The sequence below is a fragment of the Burkholderia aenigmatica genome, from assembly GCF_048627025.1.
Classification (GTDB): domain Bacteria; phylum Pseudomonadota; class Gammaproteobacteria; order Burkholderiales; family Burkholderiaceae; genus Burkholderia; species Burkholderia aenigmatica.
The window spans coordinates 1,391,920-1,406,765 of record NZ_CP184468.1 but is presented as its reverse complement, the minus strand read 5'-3'; the positions used below and the strand labels follow the sequence as shown (position 1 = coordinate 1,406,765).

The window sequence follows — 14,846 nt, the reverse complement described above, 5'->3', positions numbered from 1 at the left end:
TACCGCGTCAGAGCCGGGCCGCGTCGAGCAATGCGCGTACCTCGTCGTCGCTCGTCTGCTCGAAGCGCGCGTAGAACTGGCTGATCCCGAAGAACGGCAGCGGCAGCGTCACCGTGACGAACGCGTCGGCCAGATCGTCGAACGCATGCCGCGTACCCGCCGGCGCGACCGGGGCAGCCGCGATGATCCGCGCCGGATGACGCTCGCGCAACGCCTGCAGCGCGACCCGCATCGACGCGCCGGTCGCGACGCCATCGTCGATGACGATCGCGATGCGCCCTTCGACCGGCAGCGGCGCCGCGGCACCGCGATACAGCGCTTCGCGCCGATGCAGTTCGGCCGTCTCGCGCGCGATCACATCGGCGAGCTGCTCGCCGGACACGTTCATCGAGCGGAGCACCGAACGCTGCAGATGAATCGCACCGCCCGTCGCGATCGCGCCCATCGCGAGCTCGGGATCGTACGGCACGCCGAGCTTGCGCACGACCAGCACGTCGAGCGGCGCATGCAGCGCGCACGCGACCGGATACGCGACGGGCACGCCGCCGCGCGGCAATGCAAGCACGACGACATCGCCACGGCCCGCGTAATCGCGCAATGCGCCGGCCAGCTGGCAGCCCGCGTCGGCGCGATCGGCAAAACACTCGAACACGATCGGCTCCCTGCCGTTGCGCCGGATGCGCGAAACCCGCGTCGGCGCCTGTCAACGAGCATGGTTCATCGGCCGCGCCGATGCAAGCAGGGTCACACCGGCGCGCCCGGCGCCGAGGGAAAGGGTCAGAGGCCGCCGGCCTGCCGGTACAGCCGCCAGAACGACTGCGCATAGGATTGCGCAAGCTCGGGCGCACGCTGGAACACGTTCACCGTCTCCGCATGCGCGGTCGCGCCCTCGGACAGCGTCGTCAGCGCGACGCTGTCGTCGACGATCACGAAGCGCGGCGCAGGGTCGCCGTGCCGCGAATCGATCGCCACGTCGATACCAGACGATTTCAGATAGCCCGCGCCGCTGTACCTGCCCGCGCGCGGCGAGCGCACGAGCACGACGCGCACCTCGATCCCGCGCGAGCGGGCCGCGCGCAGCGCGCTCGCGACCGCCGGCGGCACATGCGTATAGCCGGCCAGCAGCACGCGGCGCTGCGCCTGCCCGATCAGGTCGACGGTCGCGTCGGCCGCGGCATTGTCATACGAAAAGTATGTGCCGACCGCTGCGGCATCGGACGGAATCTGGGCGGCGTGGGCGCTCGGCGCGCAGCAAAGCGCGGCGAGAAGGAAGGCGGCGGGTCTCATGGCGGGCGCCATTGTAGCGACGCCAATTCGGGTGGCAAGCACCGGCTGCGATGCTGCTGCGCCGGCGCAACACACAGCGCAAAACCGGTGCCCGGCGAACGGATTACAGGCCCTTTTTCACGCCGCCGATCAGGCCGCCGCGACGCGTGCGAGCCAGCTCGCCACGCCGTCGACGGAACGGAAATCCGCGAGGCTGCGCGCCGGCAGCGCCGGATACGCGCCACCGGCCATCTCGGCCAGCGCGCGGCCGGGGCCGAGCTCGAGGAACGCGGTCGCACCGGCCTCCACGCAGGCGGCAAGACAGGCTGCCCACTCGACCGGCTCCGCGATCTGCCGCGCAAGCTTGTCGAGGCCCGCGTCGACGTCGAGCACCGATGCACCGTCGATCCCCGAAAACAGCCGCGTGCCCGGCAGCGGCCGCCGCACCTGTGTCGCGGCGAGCGACGCGCGAAACACCGGCACGGCCGCGGCGAGCCGGCGCGTGTGCGACGCAATCCGCACGCAGACGGGCGCGACGCGCAGCGCGCCGTCGCGCGCCGCGTCGTCGGCCACCGCATCGACATCGGCCTGCCGCCCTGCGACCACGAACGCGTCGCCGGGGTTCGCGATCGCGATCGCCGCGTCGCGGCCGTCGCACAACCGCGCGAGCTGCGCGCGCGTCAGGCCGCGCACGAACACCATCCGCTCGTCGCCGCCGCTCGCATCATCCATCGCACGCGCACGCGCATCGGCCAGGTCGAGCGCGGCTTCCGGTTCGATCATCCCCGCGACGCTCCACGACGCGACTTCGCCGACGCTGTAGCCAGCGACGCAGCGCCGGCGCGGCCACACCGCGTCGAGCAGCGCGGCGGCCGCGAGCGCCTGGACGGTGCAGAGGATCTGCGCGGCACGGTTTTCACGCAGTGCGTCCGGCTCGGCCTGGCGGACCCACGTTCGCGGATCGTCGCCGAGGAGCCGGCCGGCGTGCGCGAACAGTGCGTCGGCCTGCGGCGCGGTGCCGGTGAGGTCGAACATGTCCGCGCGCTGCGCGCCCTGCCCCGAACAGAGGATGGCCAGCGTCATCGTGCCTCCCCGTCGGCCTCGAGCGCATCGACGAAAACGCTCATTGCGAGCAGATCGGCCGCGCCGCCGGGGCTCAACTGCCGCGCGACGAATGCACGATGCGCGGCGGCCGCGCGCAGCCGCCAGTCGCGCGCACGCACGCCGCCGCGTGCCACGAACGCGCGTGCGGTCGCCCGCGCGAACTCGAGGCCCGCCGGCCCGCCCCGGTGCAGCAGGTTCGTATCGTCGAGCGCGGCGATCAGCGCGAAGCACGCATCGACGCGCGCGGCTTCCGGGTCGTCAGGCAGGTCGCGCTGCGCCCGACGCAGCGCGGGCAGCCCGACCGCATAGACGGACGTGAACCCGTCGGCCGCCTCGCGGCGCGCGCCGCCGACGCCGTACCGGCGGCTCGCGCGTTCGCCGTGGCTGTCGGGCAAACGCGGGCCGCCGAGGATATCGGTGCCCCAGCGGCGGGAGACGAACGCGCCGAGCGTCATTCCATCCGGCACGGCCCCCGGCATCGCACGCCGGCCCGCGGCCGCACACAGCAGCCCAAGCCCGAAGATCGCGCCGCGATGCGTATTGACGCCGCCGGTCGCCGCGAGCATCGCGTGCTCGGCACGCAGGCCGATCTTGCGCAGCACGGCCATGTCCGCATCGCGCGCGCCCGTGTCGGCCAACTCGGCGAAATACGGCCGCAGCACCGCGGCGCTGCGGGCGAACGTCGCGGCATCCATGTCCGAATGACTGCCAGTGTCGACATGACTGACGAGCCCCGGCTTCGGATAGGTCTCGATCTCGAGCACGAGGCTGCGCTCGGCCAGTCCGGCGATGCGCTCGGCTTCGGACGGCGCCGCTACGCGGCAGGCAGCCCATGCGCTCATCGTGCGCCTCCGGTGAATGCGTCGGCCGGCATCAATTCGACGGCGATCGCCGTCTTGACCGCGACGTCAGGCTGCCGCGCGTGCAGTTCGCGCCAGTTGACGCCCGCGCCGTCGTCGCGCAGCAGTTCGCCGTCGATGCGCATCGGCGCGCGCGCGTCGATCGCCGCGAGGCCATCGAGCAGCGGCGCGATCGATGCGGCCTCCGGCAGCGGGAACACGATATCGAGATCGGACGATTCGGCCAGGTAGCGCTCGCCCGTCAGCGCCTGCCACGCGAGGCTGCCGAACACGCGGCCCTGCACGCCGCAACGCGCGCCGAGCGCATCGAGCTCGCGCAACGCTGCGCGCCATGCATCGGGCGCGGCAGCGAGCACGTCGGACAACGCGGGGAGCGGGCCGACCGTTGCGAGCGCGTCAGCGGCCGCGTTCAGCGCGACGCGCCGCTTGCCCGCGGAGGGCGGCAGCGGCAGGCCGAGCGGCACGCGGCCGGCATCGGCCTCGTCGGGCGACGCACGGCGCACGATCAGCGGCCAATCGTGCGCGGCCCATGCCTTCACGAGCGGATCGGCCGCGAGCACCGGATCGCGCGCGAATGCCGCGCCCCACCCCGCCGCCGTCAGCGTGACGAGCGTGTGGCGGCGCAGCGGCGGCTCAGCGTGCGGCACGCGCAAGTGCCTCGACGCGCTGGGCGACATCGGCGGCAACCGGCCGGCCGCGCGTGGCGCGCCGGTCGACGCGGTCGGCCGGTTTGCCGAGCCATTCACCGACCTGCGCATCGAGTGCGCGGGACGGATCGAGCACGGCGTCGACGGCGCCCATCTTCACGAGGTTGTCGAGCCCCGGCGCGAACACCGGCGTCGAACGCGACATCTCCTTCAGCACGTCGATCGGCAGCTTGGTCACGCGCGACATCGACGGCAGGTCCATCACCTCCGGCTCGGCGCCCGGCACCGCAAGCAGCGTGCGCGTGGCGAGCGCGGTCGCGATGAACGCGCCCGCGGCCGTGTGGCCGTACAGCACGCCGATGGTCCGGTGCCCGGCGAGATCCGCATGCATCAGGCACTTCGCGAGATGCGACAGCCCTTCGTTCAGGCCGAGCAGTTCGTCGCGCTTGCTCATCCGCTGGCTGTCGCTGTCGACCAGCACGACGATCGGCGTGTCGCCGCCGCGCGCGATCGTGTCGAGCACGCGCGCCGCGAGCGTCAGCGCCTCGTCGATGCCGAACGGCAAACGCTCGGCGACGCCGATCACGTCGACGCGCGTGCCGGCCAGTTCCGCGTGGCCGGTCAGCAGGCCACCGTGACGGACGATCGAATGCCCTTGCGGGAACAGTGAATTCAGTACTTCATCGAGCGTCATGCGATGCCTCCCGCCGGGCCGCCCCAAGGGAGGCATCCGCCCCCTCGGGGGGCAGCGAACGAAGTGAGCGTGGGGGTCGTTTCATTTCTGCTCCTGCAGTTGGTCCGCGAGCGCGGCGAAGGCATCGTCCGGCATCCCCGGAATCGCTTCAGGCGTCGATGCGCCCAGCGCACGCCACACGTCGAGCGCATCCTTGCACGCACCGAACCGCTCGACGCGCGCTTCGAGGCGCGCCTGTTCCGCGCGCAGCATCGCCGCATCGAATGTCGGCGCGCGGCCGATCAGCGCCAGCGCCGCCGCACGGAAAGCATCGGGCGTGTCGGCCACGTAGCGATCCGCGCCGCCGATCAGCCGCCGGTGCTTGCCGCCCATCGTGCGCCAGATCAGCGCGCGATCCTTCGCATCGAATTCCTCGACGCCGCGATTGGTCTCGATCACTTCGGGGCCCGACACGCTGATGCGGCCCTGCTCCGACACCGCGAGCGCCGAGCAGCACGCGGCGAGCAACCCGCCACCGCCATAGCAGCCCGCGCGCCCGCCGATCAGCCCGATCACCGGCACGCCGGCCGCACGCGCTTCGACGAGCGCGCGCATGATCTCCGCGATCGCGAGTTCGCCCGCGTTCGCTTCCTGCAGCCGCACGCCGCCCGTATCGAACAGGATCAGCACCGGCTTGCCGGTGTCGCGCGCCGCGCGCAACAGCCCCGTGAGCTTCGCACCATGCACTTCGCCGAACGCACCGCCCATGAAGCGGCCTTCCTGCGCGGCGACGAACACCGGCCGGCCGTCGAGCCGGCCGTGGCCGACCACCATCCCGTCGTCGAACTGCTGCGGCAGGTCGAACAGCGGCAGGTGCGGGCTCGTCACGCGCTCGGCCGGGCCGAGGAATTCGCTGAAGCTGCCCGTGTCGAGCAGCCCGTCGATACGTTGCCGGGCCGATGCCTCGTACCAGCTCGCGCCATTCGCGACGAACGCGGGCGTATCGCGCGTATCGTGGATCGCGTCGTTCATCATGCGTCCCCCTCGATTGCCCGCACCGCCTGCGCGAGCCGCAGCGACACCATGTCGGGCCGCGCGCCGCCGTCGTTGATCGACAGCTTCAGGCCGCCCGGCGTGCGCCGCTCGACGAAATCCGTGACGACGGCCTGCCACACCGCGCCGAAACCGACCGCCGCGGTGCGGATGTCGATCTCGCATTCGTTGCCCGGCAGCACGCGCTCGACGAGCACTTCGAGATTGCCGGATGCCACCACGCCGACGAGCGCCGCGGCCTGCTCGCCCTTCGCGCGCTCGCGCGCGGTGAAGCGGTAGTTCAACTGTTCCATGCCGTCTTCCTCACCAGTTGCGGAACCGGGCCGGCGGCGCATAGAGCCCGCCCGACCAGTGCACGAGATCCTTGATCGAACGCGCGGCGAGCCAGCGGCGATCGGCGTCGAGCGGATCGATGCCGAGATCCTCCGGACGACGGATCACGCCGCGTTCGCGCAGCCGCTCGACCATCTTCCGGTCGCGGCCGCGGCCGATCTCCGTATAGCCGGCGACGCCGCGGATCGCATGCTCGCGTTCGTCCTTGTCGCGGCACATCAGCAGGTTCGCGATCCCTTCCTCGGTGACGATGTGCGTGACGTCGTCGCCATAGACCATGATCGGCGCGAGGTCGAGCTGCAGCTTGTCGGCGAGCTTCAGCGCGTCGAGCTTCTCGACGAACATCGGCACGTTCTTGTCGCCGAACGTCTCGCCGATCTGCACGACGAGCTTGCGGCCGCGCCTGAGCGCCGCCGGCGTGTCGGGGTCGGCTTCCGCGCCGGCCTTCAGCCACGGCTCGCTCGGATGGCGCCGGCCGCGCGCGTCGCTGCCCATGTTCGGCGCGCCGCCGAAACCTGCGATGCGCTCGGCCGTGACCGTCGACGAATGGCCGGACAGGTCGATCTGCAGCGTCGAGCCGATGAACATGTCGCATGCGTAGAGACCGGCCGTCTGGCAGAACGCGCGGTTCGAGCGCAGCGACCCGTCGGGGCCCGTGAACCAGATGTCGGAGCGCGCGCGGATGTAGTCGTCCATCCCGACTTCCGAGCCGAAGCAGTGGATCTGCTCGACCCAGCCCGACTCGATCGCGGGAATCAGCGTCGGATGCGGATTAAGCGCCCAGTGCGAGCAGATCTTGCCCTTCAGCCCGAGCTTCTCGCCGTAGGTCGGCAGCAGCAGCTCGATCGCGGCCGTGTTGAAGCCGATCCCGTGGTTCAGGCGCTTGATGCCGTACGGCTCGTAGATGCCCTTGATCGCGAGCATCGCGGTGAGGATCTGCGTTTCGGTGATCGCGGCCGGATCGCGCGTGAACAGCGGCTCGACGTAGAACGGCCGGCCGGCCTCGACGACGAAATGCACGCGGTCGCCCGGAATGTCGACGCGCGGCACCTTGTCGACGATGCGGTCGACCTGCGCGATCACGATACCGTCCTTGAAGGCGGTGGCCTCGACGACGGTCGGCGTATCTTCGGTGTTCGGGCCGGTGTACAGGTTGCCGTCGCGATCGGCGCTGACCGCGGCGATCAGCGCAACGTGCGGCGTGAGGTCGATGAAGTAGCGTGCAAACAGCTCGAGATAGGTGTGTACCGCGCCGAGCGCGATCTTGCCGCCGAACAGCAGCTTCGCGATGCGCTGCGACTGCGGGCCCGAATACGCGAAGTCGAGGCGCTTCGCGATGCCGCGCTCGAACACGTCGAGGTGCTCGGGCAACACCACGCCCGACTGCACCATGTGCAGGTCGTGCACCTTTGCACTGTCGACGTCGGCAAGCGCCGTCGCGAGCAGGTCGGCCTGCTTCTGGTTGTCGCCTTCGAGGCAGACGCGGTCGCCTGGCCGCAGCACCGCTTCGAGCAACGCCACGGTGTCGCGCGCATCGACCCGCTTGCCCTGCGCGAAACGCGCACCGGCCGCGAGGCGTGCATCGCGCGCCTGCCGCGCGTGATTCCATCCCGTCATGAACAGTTCTCCCGCTTCGATGGTTCAGCGGCATTCTAAGCCTGGCGCCGCCGCCGATTGATGATGTTGACGAATGCGACTCAGAGGACGCCGCGATGGATGCGGCCCGCGCACGGGCCGCCCATCGTCCGGGCCTACCCGCCGACCAGCGCGCGCGTCGTGAAGAACAGCAGCGACGGGCCGAGCAGGCAGCCGACGCCCGTATGGAACGTCGCGACCAGCGCGCCGTACGGGACGAGCCGGCGGTCGGTCGCCGCGAGCCCCGCGCTCACGCCGCTGACGGTGCCGGCCAGGCCGCCGAAGATCATCGCGGAACGCGGCGTCTTCAGGCCCATGAAGTTGGCCGCGACCGGCGTGCCGACCATCACGATGATCGCCTTCACGAGCCCCGTCGCGATGCTGAGCGCGATCACGTCGGAGCTGGCGCCGATTGCCGCGCCCGTGACGGGTCCGACGATGTAGGTGACGGCGCCCGCGCCGATGGTCGTCATGCTGACCGCGTCGGTATAGCCGAACGCGCGCGCGATGCACGCGCCGACGATGAACGGCAGCACGGTGCCGAGCAGCAGCGACACGACGCCGACGAGCCCGGCCTTGCGCGCCTCGGTCGGCTGCACTTCGAACGCGGTCGCGACGATCGCGAAATCGCGCAGCATCGCGCCGCCCATCAGGCCGACGCCCGCGAACAGCCGCACGTCGGCGAGCCCCTTCTCGCCGCCGGTGAAGGCGCCGCCGACGTAAGCCAGCGCCAGACCGATCACGATCGCGATCGCGGAGCCGTGCACGCGGCCGAACGTGAGCTTGCGCGACGCGATCGACGACAGCCACATGATCAGGCCGACCAGCGCGAACGACGCGACGAGCCCGTTGTGGGCGACGGTTTTTTCGAGCATCTGCAGCATGGCGGCCTCCGTCACTGTTCTTCGAATTGCGGCACGCCCGCGAAGGCCGTGTCGTCGCGCCCGGTGCGCACGAGTACCGCGATGCAGCATGCGCAGATCGCGACCGCGCCGACGGCGGCCAGCAACGCGACCGGGCCACCCTTCAGCGCGGCGACGACGTTCTGGTTCGCGGCCATCGCGACGACCACGGGGATATACATCGCCCCCCAGAACCCGACGCCGGCTTCGGTCTCCTTCGGCAGCCAGCCGCGGCGGTGCAGCCACAGGCGCAGGCAGATCAGCAGCAGCATCGCGATGCCGACGCCGCCGACGTTGGTCTTCACGCCGATCGCGCTGCCAAGCAGGTCGCCGAGGAACAGTCCGGCCAGGTGGCAGAACGCCAGCAGCGCGGTTCCGTAGATGATCATGAGTCGTCTCCAGTCTCTTCGTGACGGGCGCCGGACGCATGCAGGAACCGGCCCCGCACGCCGATCCCGTGCGCGGACTCGTCTCCTGCGGCGGTGCGCCGCGGCCCGGCGGCCCGTCTTGCGGGCGCGTTCTCGGGCGGTCGATGGGATGATGCGGTTTCGGGCCGGACGCCGGATGCCGTAGACTGAATGAAGCAGCCGCCGGCGCGACGCGGGCTACGCGCCCGGTGTACCCCGTTGGGGGCCGCACCGGCGCGTGATCCGATACTAGCGCCGCACAATCCGGCCATTTATGAAGTTGTCGAAACCGATTCAGTGGATTTAGCAATGCGCCCGTTACCGCCCGAGCTGCTGCGCAGCTTCGTCGCCGTCGCCCAGTCCGGCAGCTTCACCGCCGCGTCCGAGCGCGTGAACCTGTCGCAGTCGACCGTCAGCCAGCACATCCGCCGCCTCGAGGAGCTGCTCGACCGGCCGCTGTTCGAACGCGACACGCGCAACGTGCACCTGTCGCAGCACGGCGACGCGCTGTTCCGCTACGCGGTGCGGATCCTCGAACTGATGGACGAGGCCGTCACGTCGGTGTGCGGGCCACCGCTGTCGGGCAAGGTGCGGCTCGCGATGTCGGAGGATTTCGCGTCGGCGCACCTGACGGCCGCGCTCGCGAGCTTCGTGCAGCGCAATCCGGACGTCGAGCTCGCGATCTCGACCGGGCTGTCGGGCGACCTGTTCGATGCGCTCGACGAAGGACGGCACGATCTCGTGTTCGCGAAGCGCATCGCGGGCAGCCGGCGCGGCCGCGTGATCCGCAGCGAGCCGCTGTACTGGTGCACGGGCCCCGATTCACGGATCACCGGCCACGAGACCGTCCTGCCGCTCGCGATGCATCCGGAGCCAAGCGTGTCGCGCCGCCGCGTGCTCGAATCGCTCGAGGCCGTCGGGCGGCCGTACCGGATCGCGGTCGTGAGCAGCAGCGTCGCGGTGTTGCGTGCCGCGGCGAGTGCGGGGCTCGGCGTCAGCGCGTTCGCCGGCTATGTAATTCCGGCCGGGCTCGCGCGGCTCGACGCGGGGCTGCCCGAACTCGGCGAACTCGAATACGTGATCGACCGGCCGGCGGCCGCGTCGCGTTCGACGCTCGCACTCGAAGCCACGCTGATCGCGGCGGCGTCGGAGTTGTAACCGCACCGGGCCCGACCCGCGCAGAGGCGATCGCACCGGGTGCCCGCGCCGGCAACTGACAGCTTTGCCCGGAACACGTCATCGTCCGCGCAGCACCCGCTCGCGACAATGGGACCCATCGGAACGCACGGCCAGCCGCCGCGCATCCGGTGTCCCGTCCCCTTGATCGGAGCACGCCATGAATGTCTTGCGATTCGCCGTCGCGACCGCCACCGCCACCCTGCTGTCCCCCGCCTTCGCCCAGACGACCGACGCTGCGGCGCCCGCGCAGGGGCTGACCCGCGCGGACGTGATCGCGCAGCTCAAGCAGGCCTATCTCGACGGCGAACTGCCGACGAACGACGGCAACTACCCGCCGAACGCCGCGACCCGCGCGCGCAACCGCGAACTGGTGCAGGCCACGAGCCCGGCCTGGCTCGCGCAGACGCCGCAGGCACCGCAAACCGCCGCGCAGCAGTAGCCGGCTGCGGCCCGTACGCGGCGCCTCGGCGCGATCACGGCAGGAAACTGCGACGCCGCGCGTCGATCAGTTCGACGAGCAGGCGGTCGCGTTCGGCCGCGAGTTCCTGCATCGAGCGCTCGCCCTGGATCGCGCGCAATTCGTCGTTCAGCTTGCGATCGACGTCCGGATCGAACGAAGGCGTGCCGAGGTCGTCCCACCAGCTGGTGATCGGCCCCGACAGGTGTTCGAGAAAATGCGCGATCCCGCCCGCGCCGCCGCCGAGGTGATAGGTCAGGCACTGCCCCATCAGCCCCCAGCGCAGGCCGGGGCCCCAGGCAACGGCCTTGTCCGCGTCGGCAACGCTCACGACGCCTTCGCCGACGAGGTGATACACCTCGCGGAACAGCGCGGCCGCGAGCCGGTTCGCGACGTGGCCGGTCATCTCCTTGTTGAGGACGATCGTCTGCTTGCCGAGCGCATCGTAGAACTCCTTCACGCGCGCGATCACGTCCTGGCTGGTCGCATCGCCGCCGACCAGCTCGACGAGCGGAATCAGGTGCGGCGGATTGAACGGATGCGCGATCAGGCAACGCTCCGGATGCTTGTCGCATGCGGTCTGGATGTCCGACATTTTCAGGCCGGACGAACTCGACGCGATCGGCACGTGCGCGGGCAGCACGTCGTCCATCTGCCGGTACAACTCGCGCTTCAGGTCGAGCCGTTCCGGGCCGTTCTCCTGCACGAAATCGACGCCGTCGAGCGCACGTACGAGATCGGCGTCGAACGACAGCCGCGCGGAAAGCTCGGCGGCCCGGTCGCCGAGAAACGCGGCCAGCGCGTCGCGCAGCCGCGTGTCGGCTTGCGGCGCCGGATCGGTCGCGACGACGTCGAAACCCTGCGTCAGATAGAAGGCGGCCCAGCTTGCGCCGATCACGCCGGCGCCGACGATCGCGATGCGTCGAATGTCCATGTTTGTCCCGTGTCGTTGGTCTACAGATAGATCGCGGCGATTGTCGCATCGAATCGCACGGGCCTGCATTGATGCAGATTGCAGATTCCCTCTTGAAATGCGCTGCGGCAGTCACTAATTACACGTCGTCGGGCAGTGCATCATGCAACGCACCGCCCCCGTTTCGACCCAGTGGAGTTCCCGCGTCGCGCCCGCCGCAGGCGTCGCGCCGTCACGTCTCCCGCGTTCCCTGTTCAGGAGGACCAACATGAGCGGTATCCATTTCGGCAGCGACCTGTTCGACGAATTCGCCCGCGTGCAGCGGCAAGTAGCGAACCTGCTCGGCGAACGTCCGTCCGGCATTCGCGCGGTGCGTCCCGGTGCGTTTCCCGCGCTCAACGTCGGCGCGACCGACGGCGCCATCGAAATCGTCGCGTTCGCGCCCGGCATGGCCGCGACCGACTTCGACGTATCGATCGACAAGGACCTGCTGACGATCAGCGGCGAACGCAAGCCGGCGCCGCGCAGCGAAGGCGACGATTTGCGCACCTATGCGCAGGAGCGCTTTCACGGCGCGTTCCGCCGTGTCGTCGAGCTGCCGCGGGATGCGGATCCCGACCAGGTCAGCGCCCGCTATGAAAACGGCTGCCTGCTGATTCGCGTCGGCCGGCGCGAGGCATCGAAGCCGCGTGCGATCACTGTTCAATAATATTCAGGATACCGACATGAATGCGAACCCGACCCTGGCCGAGCGTCAGACCAACACCGTTCACCCCGCTGCCGCCGAAGCAGCCCGCCGGCCCGCGATCACGCCGGCCGTCGACATCGTCGAGAATCATCTCGGCGTCACGCTGCGGGCCGACCTGCCCGGCGTGCCGCGCGAGAATCTCGACGTGAAGGTACACGACAACACGCTGACGATCGAAGCCGATACGCACCTCGACACGCCGGCCGATCTGCGCGTGCGGCATGCCGAGATCCGCGCGACGCGCTACGCGCGCAGCTTCGTGCTGAGCCCCGACCTCGACACGTCGAGAATCGACGCGAACCTGCGCGACGGCGTGCTGACGCTGACGATTCCGCGCCGCGAGGAAACGCGTCCACGTCGCATCGACGTGACGGCCGGCAACGCGTAAGCATCGGTGCGTGCCTTCATCCCGCACGCATGAAAAAGCCCCGCCGGATATGCACCCGGCGGGGCTTTTTTTACGACGTGCCGCGCAATCAGTCGAAGTCGAACAGGTCGAACACCGATTTCTTGCGGCGCTGGCCGTCGTGCCTGTAGCGATCGTCATGCGAGCGGCCATCGTGCCGGTCACGGTCGTCGTAAGCGCGAGCGTCACGTCCCCATGCGCCGTCGTGGCCGCGCGGCGCTTGCGCATCGTGCCGCGCGGGGGTCTCGTCGCGACGCACCGGCACGTCGCCGGTCTCGCGTGCGATCATCTTGTCGAGTTCGCCGCGATCGAGCCACACACCGCGGCAGGTCGGACAGTAGTCGATTTCAATCGACTGGCGCTCGGCCATCAGCAGGTCGGGCGTCTTGCAGACTGGGCATTTCATCGCGCTTCTCCTTTCCGTGCGAATTTCGTCTGGATTCCGTATGAGGCACGTGAGGCCGGCCGTCGCGGCGGCCGACGTCACGCGCGGCGGCTCAGTGGCCTTCCGTCCGTGCCGCGCGCTTCGCCTTCGCGCGCCGCGCCAGCATGTTCATGCCCTCGACGAAAGCCGAGAACGCCATCGCCGCGTAGATGTAACCCTTCGGCACATGCGAACCGAAACCTTCGGCGATCAGCGTCATGCCGATCACGACCAGGAACGACAGCGCGAGCATCACGATGGTCGGGTTGCGGTCGATGAAGCGTGCGAGCGGCTGTGCTGCGAACAGCATCACGGCGACGGCGACGATCACCGCGACGAACATGATCGGCACGTGTTCGGTCATGCCGATCGCGGTCACGATGCTGTCGATCGAGAACACGATGTCGAGCATCACGATCTGGCCGATCGCGGCCCACATCGTCAGGCCGACCGCGCCACTGGTACCGCCCGCGCCTTCACCGTCATGCGACACGTGGTGATGGATCTCGGTGGTTGCCTTCCAGACGAGGAACAGGCCGCCCGACAGCAGGATCATGTCGCGCCACGAGAACGCATGGTCGAACAGCGTGAACACCGGTTCGGTGAGGCTCGCGATCCACGCGACGCTGCCGAGCAGCGCGAGGCGCATCACCAGCGCGAGCGCGATGCCGAGGCGCTGCGTGCGGGCACGCTGCGCTTCGGGCAGCTTGTTGCTGAGGATCGAGATGAAGATCAGGTTGTCGATGCCGAGCACGACTTCCATCACGACGAGCGTCAGAAGCGCCGCCCAGACAGCGGGGTCAACGGCAAGCGTCAGCAGGTAGTCCATGAAATGGGCCGATATGAAAGTGGAAAGCCCGATGATAGGTCACCCCGGACTTCGGAAAAATCAGAGAAAATCTGACTTTTAGTTCGGTTTTTCCGAAATTTCGATCTGATGCTCAATTTCCGACATCTGTACTATTTCTGGGTCGTCGTGAAGGAAGGCGGCTTCGCCCGCGCCGCCGCGCGCCTCGACATGGCCGTGCAGACGATCAGCGCGCAGGTGCGCGAGCTCGAGAAAGCGCTCGGGCACCAGTTGCTGCGCCCGGCCGGGCGCGGCGTCGCGATGACCGACGCCGGCCAGGCCGCGTTTGCGCGCGCGGAGGCGATCTTCGAAATGGGGCGGCTGATTCCCGACGAAGTGCGCGCCGCGGCCAGCCAGCCGACCGTACGCCTCGCGGTCGGCCTCGCGGACGGCATCTCCAAGCTCGCCGCGCACGCGATCCTTGCGCCCGTGCTGGACACCCCCACGCTGCGGCTGCTGTGCCACGAAGGCGAGCACGACGCGCTGCTCGCGGAACTGGCGCTGCATCATCTCGATCTGGTGCTGGCCGGCCAGGGCGCGCCGTCGGGGTCGAACCTGCGCGTGACGAGCGAGCGGCTGGTCGCTTCACCGGTCGACTGGTATGGCCCCGCGGCGCTCGTCACGCCGGCCGCGCGGCAGCACTTTCCGCAGTGCCTCGCCGACCTGCCCGTGCTGTTGCCGACCGCGCATTCGGCGCTGCGCGCGCGCCTCGATCGGTGGCTGGAAGGCGAACGGATCGTGCCGCGCGTGGCCGGGGAATTCGAGGACAGCGCGCTGATGGCCGTGTTCGCGGCGCGCGGCCTCGGCGTGTTTCCGCTGAGCGAACTCGGCGCGAACGACGCGTCGCTGCTGCGCGGATTGCGGCGGCTCGGGCGCGCGGGCGACGTGACCGAGGAGATCCACGCGATCCGCTCGCGGCGCGGCGAACACCATCCGCTGACGTCGCAATTGCTGGCCGCGGCACGCGGCGCGCCGGCCGACTGAAGCGAGCG

General features: G+C 69.8%; 19 protein-coding genes. 5 read left to right on the top strand and 14 right to left on the bottom strand.

Annotation, left to right across the window (positions count from 1 at the left end; all coding sequences use genetic code 11):
* Nucleotides 1–7: 7 nt before the first annotated feature.
* The 11 genes from ACN8ZM_RS06640 to madL all read right to left on the bottom strand — a co-directional run bounded on the left by ACN8ZM_RS06640 (nucleotide 8) and on the right by madL (nucleotide 8,862).
* Nucleotides 8–652 carry a phosphoribosyltransferase gene (locus ACN8ZM_RS06640; RefSeq protein WP_043182252.1) on the bottom strand — a complete coding sequence of 215 codons (645 nt, stop codon included), beginning with the start codon at nucleotides 650–652 and terminating at the stop codon, nucleotides 8–10.
* Between the two features lie 125 nt (nucleotides 653–777).
* On the bottom strand, nucleotides 778–1,299 hold the full coding sequence (locus tag ACN8ZM_RS06635) for a phospholipase D-like domain-containing protein (RefSeq protein ID WP_043182250.1): 522 nt from the start codon (nucleotides 1,297–1,299) through the stop codon (nucleotides 778–780).
* A 117-nt stretch (nucleotides 1,300–1,416) separates the two neighbouring features.
* Nucleotides 1,417–2,349 (bottom strand): malonate decarboxylase subunit epsilon, encoded by a 933-nt coding sequence (mdcH, locus tag ACN8ZM_RS06630; protein WP_420210814.1) that lies wholly within the window; start codon nucleotides 2,347–2,349, stop codon nucleotides 1,417–1,419.
* On the bottom strand, nucleotides 2,346–3,212 hold the full coding sequence (gene mdcB / locus ACN8ZM_RS06625; RefSeq protein WP_420210813.1) for a triphosphoribosyl-dephospho-CoA synthase MdcB: 867 nt from the start codon (nucleotides 3,210–3,212) through the stop codon (nucleotides 2,346–2,348). Before mdcB ends, mdcH begins: the two co-directional genes overlap by 4 nt.
* Nucleotides 3,209–3,877, bottom strand: a complete 669-nt coding sequence (gene mdcG, locus ACN8ZM_RS06620; protein ID WP_420210812.1) for a malonate decarboxylase holo-[acyl-carrier-protein] synthase — start codon at nucleotides 3,875–3,877, stop codon at nucleotides 3,209–3,211. The genes mdcB and mdcG overlap by 4 nt, the downstream gene beginning before the upstream one ends.
* Nucleotides 3,864–4,571 (bottom strand): biotin-independent malonate decarboxylase subunit gamma, encoded by a 708-nt coding sequence (gene mdcE, locus ACN8ZM_RS06615; RefSeq protein ID WP_420210811.1) that lies wholly within the window; start codon nucleotides 4,569–4,571, stop codon nucleotides 3,864–3,866. Before mdcE ends, mdcG begins: the two co-directional genes overlap by 14 nt.
* A gap of 81 nt (nucleotides 4,572–4,652) precedes the next feature.
* Nucleotides 4,653–5,585, bottom strand: coding sequence for a biotin-independent malonate decarboxylase subunit beta (locus tag ACN8ZM_RS06610; RefSeq protein ID WP_420210810.1), 933 nt, complete (start codon nucleotides 5,583–5,585; stop codon nucleotides 4,653–4,655).
* Nucleotides 5,582–5,896, bottom strand: a complete 315-nt coding sequence (gene mdcC, locus ACN8ZM_RS06605; protein ID WP_027787896.1) for a malonate decarboxylase acyl carrier protein — start codon at nucleotides 5,894–5,896, stop codon at nucleotides 5,582–5,584. Before mdcC ends, ACN8ZM_RS06610 begins: the two co-directional genes overlap by 4 nt.
* A gap of 10 nt (nucleotides 5,897–5,906) precedes the next feature.
* Complete coding sequence (gene mdcA, locus ACN8ZM_RS06600; RefSeq protein WP_043182239.1) at nucleotides 5,907–7,553, bottom strand: malonate decarboxylase subunit alpha; 1,647 nt, start codon at nucleotides 7,551–7,553, stop codon at nucleotides 5,907–5,909.
* Between the two features lie 134 nt (nucleotides 7,554–7,687).
* Nucleotides 7,688–8,455: a malonate transporter subunit MadM gene (gene madM, locus ACN8ZM_RS06595; RefSeq protein ID WP_175024344.1), complete on the bottom strand. Its 768-nt coding sequence runs from the start codon at nucleotides 8,453–8,455 to the stop codon at nucleotides 7,688–7,690.
* Between the two features lie 11 nt (nucleotides 8,456–8,466).
* Entirely contained in the window at nucleotides 8,467–8,862 is a 396-nt protein-coding gene (gene madL / locus ACN8ZM_RS06590; RefSeq protein WP_034186756.1) for a malonate transporter subunit MadL, read from the bottom strand.
* 327 nt (nucleotides 8,863–9,189) lie between these two features.
* On the opposite strand from madL, the gene ACN8ZM_RS06585 reads away from it, so the two are divergent.
* Together ACN8ZM_RS06585 and ACN8ZM_RS06580 are read left to right on the top strand one after the other, a co-directional pair.
* On the top strand, nucleotides 9,190–10,038 hold the full coding sequence (locus ACN8ZM_RS06585; RefSeq protein ID WP_043182232.1) for a LysR substrate-binding domain-containing protein: 849 nt from the start codon (nucleotides 9,190–9,192) through the stop codon (nucleotides 10,036–10,038).
* A gap of 178 nt (nucleotides 10,039–10,216) precedes the next feature.
* A complete protein-coding gene (locus ACN8ZM_RS06580) occupies nucleotides 10,217–10,498 on the top strand; it encodes a DUF4148 domain-containing protein (RefSeq protein WP_420210809.1) in 282 nt (93 codons plus the stop codon).
* A gap of 34 nt (nucleotides 10,499–10,532) precedes the next feature.
* On the opposite strand, the gene ACN8ZM_RS06575 is transcribed toward ACN8ZM_RS06580, so the two are convergent.
* On the bottom strand, nucleotides 10,533–11,450 hold the full coding sequence (locus ACN8ZM_RS06575; RefSeq protein WP_420210808.1) for a 3-hydroxyacyl-CoA dehydrogenase NAD-binding domain-containing protein: 918 nt from the start codon (nucleotides 11,448–11,450) through the stop codon (nucleotides 10,533–10,535).
* Nucleotides 11,451–11,697: 247 nt separating this feature from the next.
* Here ACN8ZM_RS06575 and ACN8ZM_RS06570 point away from each other — a divergent pair, with 247 nt between their 5' ends.
* Both ACN8ZM_RS06570 and ACN8ZM_RS06565 read left to right on the top strand, forming a co-directional pair.
* Nucleotides 11,698–12,138: an Hsp20/alpha crystallin family protein gene (locus ACN8ZM_RS06570; protein WP_420210807.1), complete on the top strand. Its 441-nt coding sequence runs from the start codon at nucleotides 11,698–11,700 to the stop codon at nucleotides 12,136–12,138.
* A gap of 16 nt (nucleotides 12,139–12,154) precedes the next feature.
* A complete protein-coding gene (locus ACN8ZM_RS06565; protein WP_043182225.1) occupies nucleotides 12,155–12,565 on the top strand; it encodes an Hsp20/alpha crystallin family protein in 411 nt (136 codons plus the stop codon).
* 88 nt (nucleotides 12,566–12,653) lie between these two features.
* Here ACN8ZM_RS06565 and ACN8ZM_RS06560 read toward each other — a convergent pair whose 3' ends face one another.
* Nucleotides 12,654–12,989 (bottom strand): zf-TFIIB domain-containing protein, encoded by a 336-nt coding sequence (locus ACN8ZM_RS06560; RefSeq protein WP_420210806.1) that lies wholly within the window; start codon nucleotides 12,987–12,989, stop codon nucleotides 12,654–12,656.
* A gap of 91 nt (nucleotides 12,990–13,080) precedes the next feature.
* Entirely contained in the window at nucleotides 13,081–13,836 is a 756-nt protein-coding gene (locus ACN8ZM_RS06555) for a TerC family protein (protein ID WP_420210805.1), read from the bottom strand.
* A gap of 108 nt (nucleotides 13,837–13,944) precedes the next feature.
* Between ACN8ZM_RS06555 and ACN8ZM_RS06550 the strand changes: the two genes are divergently transcribed.
* Nucleotides 13,945–14,838, top strand: coding sequence for a LysR family transcriptional regulator (locus ACN8ZM_RS06550; protein ID WP_089450230.1), 894 nt, complete (start codon nucleotides 13,945–13,947; stop codon nucleotides 14,836–14,838).
* The last annotated feature ends 8 nt before the right edge of the window (nucleotides 14,839–14,846 follow it).

Coding starts and splice junctions, on each gene's coding strand:
- ACN8ZM_RS06635 (WP_043182250.1), bottom strand. CDS start 1,299: ATGGCGCCCGCCATGAGACCCGCCGCCTTCCTTCTCGCCGCGCTTTGC.
- mdcH (WP_420210814.1), bottom strand. CDS start 2,349: ATGACGCTGGCCATCCTCTGTTCGGGGCAGGGCGCGCAGCGCGCGGAC.
- mdcB (WP_420210813.1), bottom strand. CDS start 3,212: ATGAGCGCATGGGCTGCCTGCCGCGTAGCGGCGCCGTCCGAAGCCGAG.
- mdcE (WP_420210811.1), bottom strand. CDS start 4,571: ATGACGCTCGATGAAGTACTGAATTCACTGTTCCCGCAAGGGCATTCG.
- ACN8ZM_RS06610 (WP_420210810.1), bottom strand. CDS start 5,585: ATGATGAACGACGCGATCCACGATACGCGCGATACGCCCGCGTTCGTC.
- mdcC (WP_027787896.1), bottom strand. CDS start 5,896: ATGGAACAGTTGAACTACCGCTTCACCGCGCGCGAGCGCGCGAAGGGC.
- mdcA (WP_043182239.1), bottom strand. CDS start 7,553: ATGACGGGATGGAATCACGCGCGGCAGGCGCGCGATGCACGCCTCGCG.
- madM (WP_175024344.1), bottom strand. CDS start 8,455: ATGCTGCAGATGCTCGAAAAAACCGTCGCCCACAACGGGCTCGTCGCG.
- madL (WP_034186756.1), bottom strand. CDS start 8,862: ATGATCATCTACGGAACCGCGCTGCTGGCGTTCTGCCACCTGGCCGGA.
- ACN8ZM_RS06585 (WP_043182232.1), top strand. CDS start 9,190: ATGCGCCCGTTACCGCCCGAGCTGCTGCGCAGCTTCGTCGCCGTCGCC.
- ACN8ZM_RS06580 (WP_420210809.1), top strand. CDS start 10,217: ATGAATGTCTTGCGATTCGCCGTCGCGACCGCCACCGCCACCCTGCTG.
- ACN8ZM_RS06575 (WP_420210808.1), bottom strand. CDS start 11,450: ATGGACATTCGACGCATCGCGATCGTCGGCGCCGGCGTGATCGGCGCA.
- ACN8ZM_RS06570 (WP_420210807.1), top strand. CDS start 11,698: ATGAGCGGTATCCATTTCGGCAGCGACCTGTTCGACGAATTCGCCCGC.
- ACN8ZM_RS06565 (WP_043182225.1), top strand. CDS start 12,155: ATGAATGCGAACCCGACCCTGGCCGAGCGTCAGACCAACACCGTTCAC.
- ACN8ZM_RS06560 (WP_420210806.1), bottom strand. CDS start 12,989: ATGAAATGCCCAGTCTGCAAGACGCCCGACCTGCTGATGGCCGAGCGC.
- ACN8ZM_RS06555 (WP_420210805.1), bottom strand. CDS start 13,836: ATGGACTACCTGCTGACGCTTGCCGTTGACCCCGCTGTCTGGGCGGCG.
- ACN8ZM_RS06550 (WP_089450230.1), top strand. CDS start 13,945: ATGCTCAATTTCCGACATCTGTACTATTTCTGGGTCGTCGTGAAGGAA.